This window comes from Aurantimonas litoralis, from assembly GCF_026153195.1.
GTDB lineage: Bacteria > Pseudomonadota > Alphaproteobacteria > Rhizobiales > Rhizobiaceae > Aurantimonas > Aurantimonas coralicida.
This window is the reverse complement of sequence record NZ_JAPFBM010000012.1, coordinates 104,123-116,828: the sequence shown is the minus strand read 5'-3', so window position 1 is coordinate 116,828 and position 12,706 is coordinate 104,123. Positions and strand designations below refer to the sequence as shown.

The 12,706-nt window shown below is 63.2% G+C and carries 14 protein-coding genes, 1 tRNA gene and 4 pseudogenes; 5 read left to right on the top strand and 14 right to left on the bottom strand.

All coding sequences use genetic code 11. From position 1 onward, the window contains the following. The coding region (locus N7I30_RS19890; RefSeq protein WP_498640877.1) for a Mu transposase domain-containing protein at positions 1-653 on the top strand (653 nt) is incomplete at its 5' end. Then, positions 650-1,522 (top strand): IS21-like element helper ATPase IstB, encoded by an 873-nt coding sequence (istB, locus tag N7I30_RS19885; protein WP_498640876.1) that lies wholly within the window; start codon positions 650-652, stop codon positions 1,520-1,522. The genes N7I30_RS19890 and istB, both read left to right, overlap by 4 nt. 85 nt (positions 1,523-1,607) lie before the next feature. On the opposite strand, the gene N7I30_RS19880 is transcribed toward istB, so the two are convergent. The 4 genes from N7I30_RS19880 to N7I30_RS19865 form a co-directional block, all read right to left on the bottom strand. Next, positions 1,608-1,850: a thioredoxin domain-containing protein gene (locus N7I30_RS19880; RefSeq protein ID WP_498640875.1), complete on the bottom strand. Its 243-nt coding sequence runs from the start codon at positions 1,848-1,850 to the stop codon at positions 1,608-1,610. Then, a complete protein-coding gene (locus N7I30_RS19875; protein WP_498640874.1) occupies positions 1,847-1,996 on the bottom strand; it encodes a hypothetical protein in 150 nt (49 codons plus the stop codon). The genes N7I30_RS19880 and N7I30_RS19875 overlap by 4 nt, the downstream gene beginning before the upstream one ends. A 174-nt stretch (positions 1,997-2,170) precedes the next feature. Next, a complete protein-coding gene (locus N7I30_RS19870) occupies positions 2,171-2,956 on the bottom strand; it encodes a heparan-alpha-glucosaminide N-acetyltransferase (protein ID WP_498640873.1) in 786 nt (261 codons plus the stop codon). Positions 2,957-3,231: 275 nt separating this feature from the next. After that, positions 3,232-3,837, bottom strand: coding sequence for a transglutaminase-like cysteine peptidase (locus N7I30_RS19865; RefSeq protein WP_498640872.1), 606 nt, complete (start codon positions 3,835-3,837; stop codon positions 3,232-3,234). A 120-nt stretch (positions 3,838-3,957) separates the two neighbouring features. Here N7I30_RS19865 and N7I30_RS19860 point away from each other — a divergent pair. Then, positions 3,958-4,161 (top strand): annotated as a pseudogene (locus N7I30_RS19860) (hypothetical protein); the annotation flags it as partial. A gap of 368 nt (positions 4,162-4,529) precedes the next feature. Beyond that, a pseudogene (locus N7I30_RS19855) lies at positions 4,530-4,733 on the top strand (transposase); the annotation flags it as partial. Here the strand turns inward: N7I30_RS19855 and N7I30_RS19850 are convergent. The 10 genes and pseudogenes from N7I30_RS19850 to N7I30_RS19805 form a co-directional block, all read right to left on the bottom strand. After that, positions 4,732-5,430: pseudogene (locus N7I30_RS19850) on the bottom strand (IS110 family RNA-guided transposase); the annotation flags it as partial. The pseudogenes N7I30_RS19855 and N7I30_RS19850 overlap by 2 nt on opposite strands. A gap of 120 nt (positions 5,431-5,550) precedes the next feature. Then, positions 5,551-5,895: pseudogene (locus tag N7I30_RS19845) on the bottom strand (helix-turn-helix domain-containing protein); the annotation flags it as partial. A 100-nt stretch (positions 5,896-5,995) separates the two neighbouring features. After that, positions 5,996-6,673 carry a metallophosphoesterase gene (locus tag N7I30_RS19840; RefSeq protein ID WP_498640871.1) on the bottom strand — a complete coding sequence of 226 codons (678 nt, stop codon included), beginning with the start codon at positions 6,671-6,673 and terminating at the stop codon, positions 5,996-5,998. Continuing rightward, positions 6,670-6,846 (bottom strand): hypothetical protein, encoded by a 177-nt coding sequence (locus N7I30_RS19835; protein ID WP_498640870.1) that lies wholly within the window; start codon positions 6,844-6,846, stop codon positions 6,670-6,672. Before N7I30_RS19835 ends, N7I30_RS19840 begins: the two co-directional genes overlap by 4 nt. Before the next feature lie 180 nt (positions 6,847-7,026). Beyond that, positions 7,027-8,637 (bottom strand): AAA family ATPase, encoded by a 1,611-nt coding sequence (locus N7I30_RS19830; protein ID WP_498640869.1) that lies wholly within the window; start codon positions 8,635-8,637, stop codon positions 7,027-7,029. Positions 8,638-8,712: 75 nt separating this feature from the next. Beyond that, positions 8,713-8,991, bottom strand: coding sequence for a hypothetical protein (locus N7I30_RS19825; protein ID WP_498640868.1), 279 nt, complete (start codon positions 8,989-8,991; stop codon positions 8,713-8,715). Between the two features lie 146 nt (positions 8,992-9,137). Next, a tRNA-Pro gene (locus tag N7I30_RS19820) sits at positions 9,138-9,214 on the bottom strand. Between the two features lie 137 nt (positions 9,215-9,351). After that, positions 9,352-9,765 carry a Fur family transcriptional regulator gene (locus tag N7I30_RS19815; protein WP_188077119.1) on the bottom strand — a complete coding sequence of 138 codons (414 nt, stop codon included), beginning with the start codon at positions 9,763-9,765 and terminating at the stop codon, positions 9,352-9,354. Continuing rightward, the gene (locus N7I30_RS19810; RefSeq protein WP_187391745.1) at positions 9,762-10,586 is read right to left on the bottom strand and encodes a metal ABC transporter permease; all 825 of its coding nucleotides are present in this window, start codon (positions 10,584-10,586) and stop codon (positions 9,762-9,764) included. Before N7I30_RS19810 ends, N7I30_RS19815 begins: the two co-directional genes overlap by 4 nt. Beyond that, positions 10,576-11,493 carry an ATP-binding cassette domain-containing protein gene (locus tag N7I30_RS19805; protein WP_491390258.1) on the bottom strand — a complete coding sequence of 306 codons (918 nt, stop codon included), beginning with the start codon at positions 11,491-11,493 and terminating at the stop codon, positions 10,576-10,578. Before N7I30_RS19805 ends, N7I30_RS19810 begins: the two co-directional genes overlap by 11 nt. Before the next feature lie 114 nt (positions 11,494-11,607). Between N7I30_RS19805 and N7I30_RS19800 the strand changes: the two genes are divergently transcribed. Next, positions 11,608-12,684 carry a zinc ABC transporter substrate-binding protein gene (locus N7I30_RS19800; RefSeq protein ID WP_491390257.1) on the top strand — a complete coding sequence of 359 codons (1,077 nt, stop codon included), beginning with the start codon at positions 11,608-11,610 and terminating at the stop codon, positions 12,682-12,684. Positions 12,685-12,706: the final 22 nt, after the last annotated feature.

Genomic DNA, 12,706 nt, shown 5'->3' with positions numbered 1-12,706 from the left:
GCGAGACGATCGGCGAGCGGCTCGTCGCCGATCTGGAGGCCTTCAAGGACTTGCCGGCGACACCGCTCGAGCCGTGCGAGAAGCGAGCGGCCCGGGTCTCGTCCACCGCCCTGGTCCGCTACCGCTGCAACGACTACTCGGTGCCGACATCGTTCGGCTTCCGGGACGTTCTGGTGAAGGGGTTTGTCGATGAGGTGGTGATCCTGTGTGCCGGCGAAGAGATCGCCCGACACCGCCGCTCCTATGCCACCGGCACCTTCGTCTTCGACCCGCTGCATTACCTGATGCTGCTCGAGATGAAGCCGAACGCCCTCGACCAGGCGGCGCCGTTGCAGGGCTGGGATCTGCCTGAGACGTTCCAGCATCTGCGCCATCTGCTGGAGGCCCGAATGGGCAATCGCGGCAAGCGGGAGTTCATCCAGGTGCTGCGGCTGATGGAGGCGATGCCGATGGGGATCGTGGCGGCCGCGGTCACCGAGGCGATCCGGCTCGGCGCGATCGGGTTCGACGCGGTCAAGCTGATCGCTCTGTCGCGGATCGAACGACGGCCCCTGCGGCTTGACCTCTCTCGATATCCGCATTTGCCGAAGATGGATGTGAAGACAACGGCGGCGGCTGACTATGCCGTTCTGGTCCCCGGGAAGGCAGCATGAGCGGCAAGTCAGGGGCCGACACGATGCCGACGGGAACCATGAGCGGCACGCCGCAGGTCCTGCTCGCGCACCATCTCAAGCAGTTGAAGCTGCCGACGGTTCTGCGGGAGTATGACAAGGTTGCCCGCGAATGCGCCCGCGAGGGTGTCGACCATCCCCGCTACCTGCTTCGCCTGATCGAATTGGAGGTGATCGATCGGGAGCGCCGCACGATCGAGCGACGGATCAAGGCGGCCCGGTTCCCGGCGGTCAAAAGCCTCGACACGTTCGACTTCACCGCGATTGCGAGCCTCAACAAGATGCTGGTGCTCGAGCTGGCGCGGTGCGAGTTCATCCTGCGCCGGGAGAACGTCATCGCCCTCGGCAACTCCGGCACCGGCAAGAGCCATGTGGCCCTGGCTCTTGGACTGGCCGCCTGCCAAAAGGGTCTCACCGTCACGTTCACCACTGCGGCGGCTCTCGTTCACCAGCTCATGGAAGCCCGCGACGAGCGCCGTCTTCTGAAGCAGCAACGCGATCTTCAGGCGGTGCAACTCCTCATCGTCGACGAGCTTGGCTACGTGCCGCTCTCACCGACGGGCGCCGAGCTTCTGTTCGAGGTGTTCTCGCAGCGCTACGAGCGCGGCTCCACGATCGTCACATCGAACCTGCCGTTCGAGGACTGGACAAGCGTTCTGAGGTCGGAGCGGCTCACCGGCGCGTTGCTCGATCGCCTGACGCACCATGTCCATATCCTGACGATGAATGGCGACAGCTACCGCCTCAAGCAGTCTGCCGGGCGACGACGGGCTGCCGCGGCAAGGGCGGAGCAAAACCAGGCCACCGCCGAGACCGTGGATCCCGATACCGGCGAGATCACTGACCCCTGATCCTCAGGATAGGCCGCGCGACATAGGAAAGGGCCCGATCGGGCCCTTTCCTATGTCGCGCCCCTGTCGGCCAGGTGGCCTGCTTTTACTCCGTCCCGCTGGCCTGGTTTTGCTCCGACGTTGACACTTTGCGTGCAGCGCGCCAGCATGACTGCCGCGAGCGCCCGCGGGTCGAAGGGAATTCGCGAATGATCAGCTTGACCTTGCCGGTGACGATGTAGTCGGCCTTGATGGCCGAATAGCTGTTCTCGTGGAAGTTTGCGCAGTGGCCGCACTTCATCGAGGCGTATTCGACGATCGTTACCGGCGCATTCGGATCATCGATCACGATGTCCGGCAGTGGTCTTCGGCCATCAGTTCGTCGATGTCCAACGATCCCATCGGCTCCGGGACTTCGGTGCGGCCGGGTGGCCCTGCGGGAGGCACGAAAGTCTTGGCATTGACGGCTTCGTTCGTCAGCTGGAATGCTGCCATTGTACTGGCAATCGCTGAGCATCCGACGAGGACGAGGACAAAAGGCCTGTGCCCAGCTTGGCGGCTTTTCGAGAAGGCTACAAAAATAGCACGGCTCGGTCGGTTTGGCGGATAATCTCGATCAATTGCCGATCTTCCTGGTTCGATAATCGGGTCTATGGGTTGGTGATTAGGCTACTCCGCTAAGAGGCGGGTGAAGACAACAAATCCGGCGAAAAGCAGTGGCTGATGGAACAGGTAGATGGGCAGCGTTCGTTGCCCCACCCAAGTCAGTACCCTGCCAAGATGTACCGCGGGGCTATGGAGCTTCCGGTCCCGCTTTGATGGCCTGGCCACAAGGAGCCGGGTGCAGCCTATGCCCGCAAGTGTCACCCCGAACCACGGGAACACAGGCACAAAATCATTCGAAAATGGTGGCGCAGCAGCAAATCCGATCCAGGCCAGGAACCGGGTGTTGAAGGTCGGGGTTTCGAGAAAGAGCGGCGCCGCCAGCGTTGCGAATGAGGCGAAGAAGACCAAGCCAATTGGAAGCCTCAAAAAGAGGAGTCCCAGCAGAGAGCCCAACGCGATGGAGTGCAAAATTCCGAAGTAAATGAAACTGGTAGGAAAAGCACCATACGTGACCACTGATATCGCGGCAGCCGCCACGACAATCTTGGCAAGGCGCGTGAGGAACTTTTGCCAGTGGGTATAGCGGAAATGGGCCAAGACGAGCCCGACCCCCACGAGAAACATGAACGAGCCGGCGAGGCTGCGAGCAAATACAGTGACCGGAATACTGAACATCAGTGAGGGCGAAACATACCCGAAAAAGCTCAGGTCCCAGCCAAAGTGATAGATTACGACACCGATGATCGCCAATCCGCGCCACACATCTACAAATACGTAGCGGGGAGGACTGAACGTGCTGCCCGGAACCTCAGGCACCGCAGAACCTACCATCTTCACGGTCGCTGACATCAGAGGCTTTGGTCAGCGGCGGCCGAAGTCCTGCTATCGCGCTCGCCGGGTTTTCGGAGAGACAGTCGGATTTGTCACTGACCAACTGTCTCGGGAGGATGGACGTCATCGATGAACTCCTTGTTCGGCATTCGGCCACCCCTAGCTCCTCTACCCACTGGAGGCGCAAGGGATAAATGGCTGAAATAGAATGGATCCACCCTGTGATGCCTGCTACGATATCGCCAGCAACCCTACGAAAACCCGTCTCGATAGTTATCCTATCCAGTAGCTGATCACCGTACGCTACCGACGAGGATGTCCCGATCATCCGCTATGCCAATCCATTTTCCGGAGTCCAGTTCCGACTGCCGCTTTAGATAGAGATAATCCGTCTCGTTCCAAGGAAGGATTCGCTCGTCCAGATTGTCGAGCACAAAGTCGCCTTCGCTGGTTCGCACTGTCAGCACCGCATGGCCGGCACCGTTGCGCTGACGAAGAACAGTGATAAGGAGGGCTGAACGGGGAACACCTGCACGCTGGAGCATATACTGCTTCAGAAGCGCAAAGTCTTCGCAATCACCTTGTTTAGTGGGGTAGGCCCAACGCTCGGCTACACCGAAGATCTCTTCGTCGGTTCGCGGGATGATGACCGTGTTAACGGAGCCGTTCACCTCGATCAACTGCGACCAGAGATCCTCGGTCAGGGTCGGAACGACAGCCGGCGGATTCGGCTGGCACTCGCTTTGATATTGTTGGCAGAATTCGTAGTGGCCGACGGGCTGCGATGAGCGCTCCAACAACGGCATTTGCGATGGCTGTGCCAACGCGGTGTTTGCGAAAATAGCAACAACCAGCATTGCAAGTATTGATTTAATAACTAGTTTGTATTTTTTTAACATTCCCGCCTCCTCTCTGATGATGAGAAGTGTGGCATACCGATTTTACTCTACAGCCAAAATTGACATCGCATTTCGAAGCGATTTTTATATAATTTATTCACTACAATCGATTTGATCTAGAAGCTCGCCAACCAAGTCGCCGGCTGGTTTGTTCCTGCCGTCCTCGCCTTCATCGTCTGGTCGATCTTCGGTCCCGAACCCTCCATCACCTTCGCTCTGGTCTCGGCCGTGTCGGTGCTGATCATCGCCTGTCCCTGCGCTTTGGGACTGGCGACGCCGATGTCGCTTATGGTTGGTGTCGGCATGGGGGCGGGCAGCGGGATGCCGAGGCGATCGCGGAAGCCGCGACCCGTCCCACAATGCGCTTCGTTGATCTGAAGAGCGACGAGCAGCTCGACATGCAGAGCCTGCACCGGGCCTGAGATCGGCTTGTCGGAGAGCGCACGGCTCTGATCAACCAACTTCGGGCGATCTTGCTTGAGCGGGGCATCGTGATCGCCAAGGGGCGGCGCAGGCTTCAACTTCGGCTGGAACAGCTTCTCGCCGAAGAGACGGCGATCGGCCGTCGGATGAGGGTGCTGATCGAGGATATGCGGGACGAATGGCATGCCCTCGACAACCGGATCGGGGCCCTCGATGCGGAATTCGCGGACCTCGCCCGCACGGATGCATTGATGAGGCTGGTGTCGACGATACCGGGGATCGGCCCATTGAATGCGACCGCCTTCGTCGCATCGATTGGAAAGGCCGAGACGTTTGGCCGGGGCCGTGACCTCGCAGCCTGGCTTGATCTCGTCCCTCGACAGATGACGACCGGGGGCAAGCCGCGACTTCTGGGGATCACCAAACGCGGCAACGGCTATCTCCGGCGAATGCTGATCCACGGAGCGCGAGCGGCACCGCCATCATTGGCCAAAGGGAAGACGCTGATGGCCCCACGCCTGGGATCGTCAGTAGTCGCCGCGCGTCTTCGTCCTCGCGTGCGCGACGGGCGATCTCCTTATCGAGTTGTCCGATCCGTTCGTTCAGGGACTGCAGCGTATCGGTCAGCACGGCGATCGCGAGGCAGGCCGCTTTCGGCAGATTGCTGCCCGGATCCTCCACCCGAGCGAGCAATCGGGCAACATGGGCAGGCCCCTGAGCCACCACGTGGCCGTACTCCGCAAGATGACCGCGCAGTGCGTTGATCGTTTGCGTACGCTGGCGAACCAGAAGATCACGAGCCCGGAAGACGGCGGCGCTCGCCTGCTGCTCCTCGCTCTTCACGGCGACGAACCTCATTGTCGGCCGCTGCGCCGCTTCGCAGATCGCTTCGGCGTCGGCCGCATCATTCTTCTGCCGCTTCACGAAGGGCTTCACATAGGCCGCCGGGATCAAGCGAACCGCGTGGCCAGCTTTGGCGATCTCGCGTGCCCAGTGATGCGCGCCACCGCAGGCTTCCATCGCCACCGTGCAGGGCGGTAGGCGGGCGAAGAACGCGATCACCTTGTCGCGCCGCAAACGCTTGCGGAAGACGACAGCGCCCGAGGCATCCGCCCCATGCACCTGATACACACTTTTCGCCAGATGTAGGCCGATGGTGCTAATTTCCATCTCGGACGCTCCTCTTTCGTGGATGTCAAACACCCACCATCCTGGCACATCGATGCCGTCGGGGGGGCGTCCACCCCATCAGTCCCGTCAAAGAGTCGCTTGCAGGCGGGGCGAGCCATACGTTTTTTTGAACTGCAGCCCCTCGCGGCGCAGGAACAGCCAGACGGCATGATGCGAGACCTTGATCCCGCGCGCGCCCAGTTCGTCCTTCAGCCCGTGCAGCGTCAGATGCGGGATCGCGCTGATCCGCTCGATGATGAAGTCGCGATGCGCATCGAGCACCCGTTTGCGGTGCCCACCCATCTTGCGCGGCGCCACCGAGCCGGTCTGGCGGTAGCGCTGCGACCACTTCACCGCCGAGGAAACCGCCACCCCGAACCGACTGGCGGCTGACCGGCAACTCTCGCCAGCCAGAACCGCTCCCACAACGCGCTCACGCAGATCATTGGAAAGAGGTCGGGTCATCGATGCTGGCCTCCTACTCCAGCCAGCATCTTGAATCACACATCACGCCCCAACGGAATCCGCACGGATTCCATCAGCCGATGAACCGCTCTAATAGCGCCTACCGACAGCCGGCCTGATCGACCCTTTGGTTCAAGATGTCGTCCAGCGTCTGGTTGGCAGCCCGGTCGAGGGCATCGGCGAGGACCGACCGCTCCCAGGGCACCATCCAGTTGTCGGCCCGCTCGAGGGTCTGCCGTGTGGCCTCGCCGCCGAAGTCTGCCATCGTCGCCTTCCGGGCGACGGGCTCGAGCGGCGTCTCCCCAGCGATGGCTTCCTTGGCCGTGATCGGCTGATAGTTCCACAGATCGACGCCCACATCCGTGGCCCCTGGCACCCGCTTGTTGCCGTGCACATGGCCGAAGAAATGCCGGACGCCGCGGTAGTAGCCGGGCCATTCCAGGACCGGATAGTGCGACAGAAAAATCCGCTCGTCGCCGTCGTAGACCATCGTCGTCTGGTTGATCGAGACCCAGCCCCAATCGTGGATTCCCGACTTGTCATGATTGCCGACGATGAGGTGCTTCTGACCGGCGAGGCGGACAAAGATCTCCCGTGCCGCGTCTAGGGCTTTGAACGAGAAATCGCCCAAAAAATACACTTCGTCCTTATCCGTGACCCGCTCGTTCCAGCGGCTGATCATCGCCTCGTTCATCTCGTGGACGGACCGGAACGGCCGCTTCGACATGTCGATGACGCCGGCGTGGTTGAAGTGGGTGTCGGCGGTGTAGAACTTCATTGCGCCCTCTCCTTCGCCGCCTTCTCGAGGGTCCGCTGCAGGATGAAAAGCGCGATCACTTCAGTGACGACGCTCTCCACCGTCCGGCCCCCCTCATTGGCGATCTCCTTCAAACGATTCTGCAGCTGCTGCGCGAGCGGGATATCGACAGTGAAACGATCTTCGGTGCTCATTCGTGGGGTACTCCGTGGCGCATGACCGCGCTCATGATCTGCAGCGCCAGCGACTGGCGGTGTTCGGGGTGGGTGTAGGCCCACGCCGAGACGGCCTGGCGCACGAATTCGTTCTGGGGAATTCCCTTACCTCTTCAATGCGGTTGAGACGTTCCTGCACGTGGTTGTCGAAGAGGATGATCACTGGCGCACCTCGTGACGTTCGCGGGTATCGATCATCGTCTCGACCACTCGCTGCAACTTGCGCAGCGACCCGCTCTTCCAGGTCCGGCGCAGGATGTCTTCTTCATCTGGCGCAAGGGGTGCGATCATGCCCTCCTCCCCGCGCTTCTCGGCGATCTCCTCGACGATCCGGCGGGCGATCGACCCGACATGTTCAGGCCCCGGGTCGGGCATCCGGATCACCGTGAAGCGATCCTTCAGCGGCGCCGGGATGTTGGTCGTGTTCGCCGTGGCGACGAAGTTCACATGCGCCAGGTTGAACGTGCCGTCGACGCCATGTTCGAAATACTCGGCCGCCGTGTGGGGCTCGAGCATGGGCAGCAGCGAATCCACCAGGGCGCCGTTCGACGGGCTGCTCGCGGCCTTGTCGATCTCGTCTAGGATCACGAGCGGGTTGGCGATCTCCTTCTGCCGGATCAGCTCCGCGGGCATCGACAAGGCAGCGGTATTCCACCGGCTCGGCGTGCCCCCGAAGGCGTTGTCGGACGAGGAAGCGCAGCCGAAGACGACGTAAGGCAGCTCGAGGAACGCTGCAAACGCCTGCAACAAGCTGGTCTTGCCCGTTCCCGGCTCCCCGACGAGCAGCAGCGGCCTGATCCGGATCGGATCGCCGACCTGCATCTTACCCACTAGCCGGTTGATGACCGGCGCAGCGTGGGGCCATTCGTCGAGCAGCATCTGGCTGACGTCCTGCATGACCTCGCGGATCGGCACCGGGTTGCCGGCGATCCGCTCGAGGCTCTTGCGCAGATCTCTGGACGCCGTGCTGCCGCTCTGGGTCGTCTGCTTGCCGTATACGATGACCGCCTGCATGCCCTTGGGAACACGAGGCTTGCCGGTATTGCCTTCGTCGTCCGACGCGGACTTCCGGAGCTTGCTCAGCTTCCCGGGCATCTCACCTTTTTCCTCGCGCCTCTCGAACCAGCCGTCCTGGGTCAGAAGAGAAACGATCGGAGCGAGCGTTCCGTCCGTGACGATCCCATGCTCGCGGCGGACCGACAAACCTATAAGCAGCGTATTCATCGACTGCAGGACACCTGCGGTCACGCCCTGCGCCAGACGTACCTTCTGGCGGCCGGCGTCGAAGAGCGCGTCGTCGGTAGACGGGAAGTCGGAGATGAGGCCCTCAAGCCAGACCCGCGCAAGGCCCCTCTCACAAGCACGCTTGGCTGCGGCGGGGCAGTCGTCGATGGAAGCGGGCCACCTCTGCGTGAGATTATACAGCCAGATGCGTGCCTGGTTCATGTCGAGCGGCGACAGCGTCTTCTCGCTGGCTGCGACGACAGCGTCCAGATCCTCGTCGGCCCCGGTGTCGGCATAGAGCCGCAGCAGCTTGCGAAAGCGGGCCGTCGTGCGACCCCGGACTTCCAGGATCTCGGCCAGCTTGCGGGCGTCCTCGCGAATGGATTCGCGAAACATCGGCAGACCGCTGACGACTTCTTCGAAAGAGGGAAAGTGATCGCCGGCGACGATACGGGCGGACAGCTCTTCGTTGCGCCGGAGGCGAACCTGAAAACTGCCGATACCGTCATGGGGGGAGAGCGGCGCGGATCGCGCGTCTTGCGTCATATTGAGGTCCTGACCTGTGAGGCGGTCAATACCGCCGGGGAGTCAGGACACTAGCAAAGCCCCGTTAGGAATCCGTCAATCGATTGGGTCGACTTTTAGCTTTGCGGCGGCCCATTTCAACAGAACATTTGGCCGTTCGTCCGCGTCCATCTCCTTGCGGATCGCGTCCATCTGGCTCAGGGCGGTCCCGAGCTTGATGATGACCTCCGGGTTCATGTCCTGCTTGCACATCGCCCAGCGCTGCGCAGTCCGTTCGCCGACACCGAACAGATCTCGCAGGAGGTCAGTGCGGCGCCGCACGTCCGCCCCGATGCGGTCCATCAGCCGTGCCTGGGTCCAGTGAGCGAGGAACATGAGGTTCGGCCTTTGCCGTAGGGGACTGGGTTACTGGACCCTAGCGTTCCCCGCTTGCCTGAAGCTACCGGGAACCAATCTGTCGGGGAAACTGTCGGGGTCCGGATCGTCGAGGCCGGGAACCTCTCTCAATCCCCTGAGTAGGCTGGTCGGAGTGGCAGGATTCGAACCTGCGACCCCCTCGTCCCGAACGAGGTGCGCTACCAGGCTGCGCTACACTCCGTGACCTGCGCCGCGGTGTATAGCGACGGTGTCCTTCGCCTGCAAGCGCAGATCACGCATTCTGTCGTGCAAATTTCGCATTTTCCGCCAACGGTGCCGACGGCCTGCTTGCGCTCTCGCGATCCGGCGCCGGACGGCTCAGCTCCCGGCCTCGTTCCGGCTGCATTCGGCGCAGCGGCCGTTGATCTCGATCGAGGTGCGCACCGGCCGGAACCCTTCCGATTCCGCCCAGCCCTGCAGCCTTTCGCAGATCACATCGTCGGAGAATTCCCAGACGCGGGCGCAGGATTCGCAGATGCCGAAGGCGATCATGGCGCTGCCGTGATGTTCGCCCGGATGGGTGCAGGCAACGAAGGCCTTGCGGCTGTCGATCCGGTGGATCAGGCCGCAATCGATCAGCTTGTCGAGGGCGCGATAGACCTGCAGCGGCGCGCGAAAGCCTTCGTCGCGCAGGCGATCGAGGATGGTGTAGGCGCTTAGCGGTTCGTCCGCCCCGTCGAGCGTGTCGAAGACGAGGCTCTGGTTGCGGGTGAGATTCGGTCGGGCGCTCATTGCGATGCCTCCGCGGCCGGGTCGCGCGCCGCGCCGCGCAATGGCCACGGCAGCAGGCTGACAAGGAACAGGGCGAGCGCGGCAACGACGATGGACGGGCCCGACGGCGTGTCGAAATGCAAGGAGCCGAAGAGGCCGCCGGCCGCCGCGGCCGCACCGATACCGGCGGCCAGCAGTGCCATCAGCTCCGGCGTCGCGGCGAAGCGCCGGGCGGTAGCGGCGGGGATGATCAGCAGCGAGGTGATCAGCAGGATGCCGACGATCTTCATGGCGATGGCGATGACCAGTGCCATCAGCAGCATGAACAGGAAGCGGGTCCGCTCGGGCGACAGGCCCTCGGCCTCGGCGAGTTCCGCGCTGACCGTCGACGCCAAGAGCGGGCGCCACAGGAACAGCATGCCGACGAGAATCACCATGCCGCCGAGATAGATCGCCAGGAGATCGACGCGGGAGACGGCGAGAATGTCGCCGAAGAGGAAGCCCATCAAATCGATCCGCACCCAGGTCATGAAGGCGATCAGCACCAGTCCGAGGGCGAGCGTGGAATGGGACAGGATACCCAGCAACGCATCGGTGGAGAGCCCGCCGCGCCGCTGCAGGAGGACCAGCGCGGCGGCGACGATCGCCGCGACGCCGAAGACGCCGAGCATCAAGTCGATCTCGAAGGCGGTGGACAGGGCGACGCCGAGCAGCGCCGAATGGGCCATGGTGTCGCCGAAATAGGCCATGCGGCGCCACACGACGAAGCAGCCGAGGGGGCCCGCGACCAGCGCAATGCCGATGCCGGCGAGCACCGCGCGGACGAAGAAATCATCGAGCATCGACGGGCTCCTTGCTAATCGTGCCCGCATTCTCGGCTTCAGCCGGCGTTGCGTGCGGCCCGTGGTGATGATGGTCATGGCCGGCATGGTGATCATGCGCGCCATGGTGCCCGGTGACGGGGGTGCATTCGTCGCCGATGGTGCCGTCGGCGAAGCGCACCCGCCCGTCGGGCAGATGGGCATGATCGTGATGATGGGCGTAGATCGCCAGCGTCTCGGCGGCGCGCGGCCCGAACATGCGCTGATAGGCCGGCGAGGATGCGACCGACTGGGGCGAGCCCTGGCAGCAGACATGGCCGTTGAGGCAGACCACCGTGTCGGTCTTGGCCATCACCACGTGCAGGTCGTGGGAGACCAGCAGGATGCCGCAACCCTCGCTGTCCCGGATGTCGGAGATCAGATCGTAGAGCGCCACCTCGCCGGAAAAGTCGACGCCTTGCACCGGCTCGTCGAGGACCAGGAGATCGGGCTTGCGCAGCATGGCGCGGGCGAGAAGCGCCCGCTGGAACTCGCCGCCGGACAGATGATGCACTTCGGAGCGTGCCAGATGCCCGATGCCGACACGCGCCAGCGCCGCCTCGACGGCGGCCCGCGTGGCCGGTTTGGTCAGGGTCATCAGCCGTTCGACGCTGAGCGGCAGGGTCCAGTCGATGGACAGTTTCTGGGGAACATAGCCGATGGTCAGCTTCGCGGCGCGGCGCACCGTGCCCTCGTCCGGGGTCAGGACGCCGATGGCGCTGCGGGCAGTCGTCGACTTACCGGAGCCGTTCGGCCCGATCAGCGTGACGATCTCGCCGCGCCGCAAGGTCAGGTCGATGCCGCGCACCAGCCAGCGGCCGGACCGGCGCACGCCGACCCCGCGCATTTCGACCAGGGCGTTCGGTTCCGTCGGAGGCTGGTGGCGCATGCGATACCTGCGAATGAGGGCTTGTCGAGCGATATGGCAGACGTTATAGCATTACGCAAGCCAGACGTAATGACATAACATATCGCTCCGTTTTGACACTGGAAGGTTCTCCCCATGCGCATGCTTCGCCTCCTGCTTCTTGCCAGTGCCACGTCGCTGGCATCCTTCGCGCCGGCCCAGGCCGAGGCGCCCAAGGTCATTGCGTCGATCAAGCCGGTCCATTCGCTTGTCTCTTCGGTCATGGACGGCGTTGGCGAGCCGACGCTGCTGGTCGCGGGTTCGGCGTCGCCGCATACCTACGCCATGAAGCCGTCGGATGCCGCAGCCCTGCAGGACGCCGACATCGTCTTCTGGGTCGGCGATGCGCTGGAGACATTCCTCGTCAAGCCGATCGGGACGATGGCGGGCGACGCCACCAGCGTCGAGATGATCGACACGCCGGGGCTGGAAACACTGCCGTTCCGCGAGGGCGGCCCGTTCGAGGAGCATGAGGACGAGGAAGACGGTCACGACGAGGCCGGGCATCAGGGCCGCGAGCATGGCGAGGCCGGCCATGAAGACCATGCGCAGACCGACGGCGACCACAAGGGCGGGGAGTACGCCGGGGAAGCGGATGCTCATGCCGGTCACGAGGCCGACCATCGCGCGGATGCGCATGGCCACGATCATGGCGAACTGGACATGCATGTCTGGCTCGATCCGACGAATGCCCGCGCCATGGCCGCTCATATCGCCAGCGTCCTGGCGGATGCCGACCCCGAGAACGCCGCCCGATATCAGGACAACGCCAAGGAGCTCGACGCGCGGCTGGCGGGGCTGATCGCCGAGATCGACGGGCAACTCGCCGATGTCCGCGGCACGCCCTTCATCGTCTTCCACGACGCCTACCAGTATTTCGAGCGCCGCTTCGACGTGCAGGCGGCAGGCTCGATCACCGTCAGTCCCGACCGGCTTCCGGGCGCCCAGCGGATTGCCGAGATCCAGGCGAAGGTACGCGACAGCCGCGCTGCCTGCGTCTTCGCCGAACCCCAGTTCGAGCCGCAGCTCGTCGACGTGGCGATCGAGGGATCGGCGGCGCGTTCCGGCGTGCTCGACCCGGAGGGCGCAGGCATCCCCGAGGGGCCGGAGCTGTATTTCACCCTGATCGGCAGTCTGGCCGGCTCGCTGCGGAGCTGCCTCGCGGGCGAATAGACCGACCATCTGCGGCCGCGCT

Excerpts from the sequence above, each read along its gene's own strand:
- N7I30_RS19870 (WP_498640873.1), bottom strand. The coding sequence starts at position 2,956 with ATGTCAGCGACCGTGAAGATGGTAGGTTCTGCGGTGCCTGAGGTTCCG.
- N7I30_RS19810 (WP_187391745.1), bottom strand. The coding sequence starts at position 10,586 with ATGCTCGATGATTTCTTCGTCCGCGCGGTGCTCGCCGGCATCGGCATT.
- N7I30_RS19835 (WP_498640870.1), bottom strand. The coding sequence starts at position 6,846 with ATGAGCACCGAAGATCGTTTCACTGTCGATATCCCGCTCGCGCAGCAG.
- N7I30_RS19805 (WP_491390258.1), bottom strand. The coding sequence starts at position 11,493 with ATGCGCCACCAGCCTCCGACGGAACCGAACGCCCTGGTCGAAATGCGC.
- N7I30_RS19815 (WP_188077119.1), bottom strand. The coding sequence starts at position 9,765 with ATGAGCGCCCGACCGAATCTCACCCGCAACCAGAGCCTCGTCTTCGAC.
- istB (WP_498640876.1), top strand. The coding sequence starts at position 650 with ATGAGCGGCAAGTCAGGGGCCGACACGATGCCGACGGGAACCATGAGC.
- N7I30_RS19865 (WP_498640872.1), bottom strand. The coding sequence starts at position 3,837 with ATGTTAAAAAAATACAAACTAGTTATTAAATCAATACTTGCAATGCTG.
- N7I30_RS19875 (WP_498640874.1), bottom strand. The coding sequence starts at position 1,996 with ATGGCAGCATTCCAGCTGACGAACGAAGCCGTCAATGCCAAGACTTTC.
- N7I30_RS19800 (WP_491390257.1), top strand. The coding sequence starts at position 11,608 with ATGCGCATGCTTCGCCTCCTGCTTCTTGCCAGTGCCACGTCGCTGGCA.
- N7I30_RS19830 (WP_498640869.1), bottom strand. The coding sequence starts at position 8,637 with ATGACGCAAGACGCGCGATCCGCGCCGCTCTCCCCCCATGACGGTATC.
- N7I30_RS19825 (WP_498640868.1), bottom strand. The coding sequence starts at position 8,991 with ATGTTCCTCGCTCACTGGACCCAGGCACGGCTGATGGACCGCATCGGG.
- N7I30_RS19840 (WP_498640871.1), bottom strand. The coding sequence starts at position 6,673 with ATGAAGTTCTACACCGCCGACACCCACTTCAACCACGCCGGCGTCATC.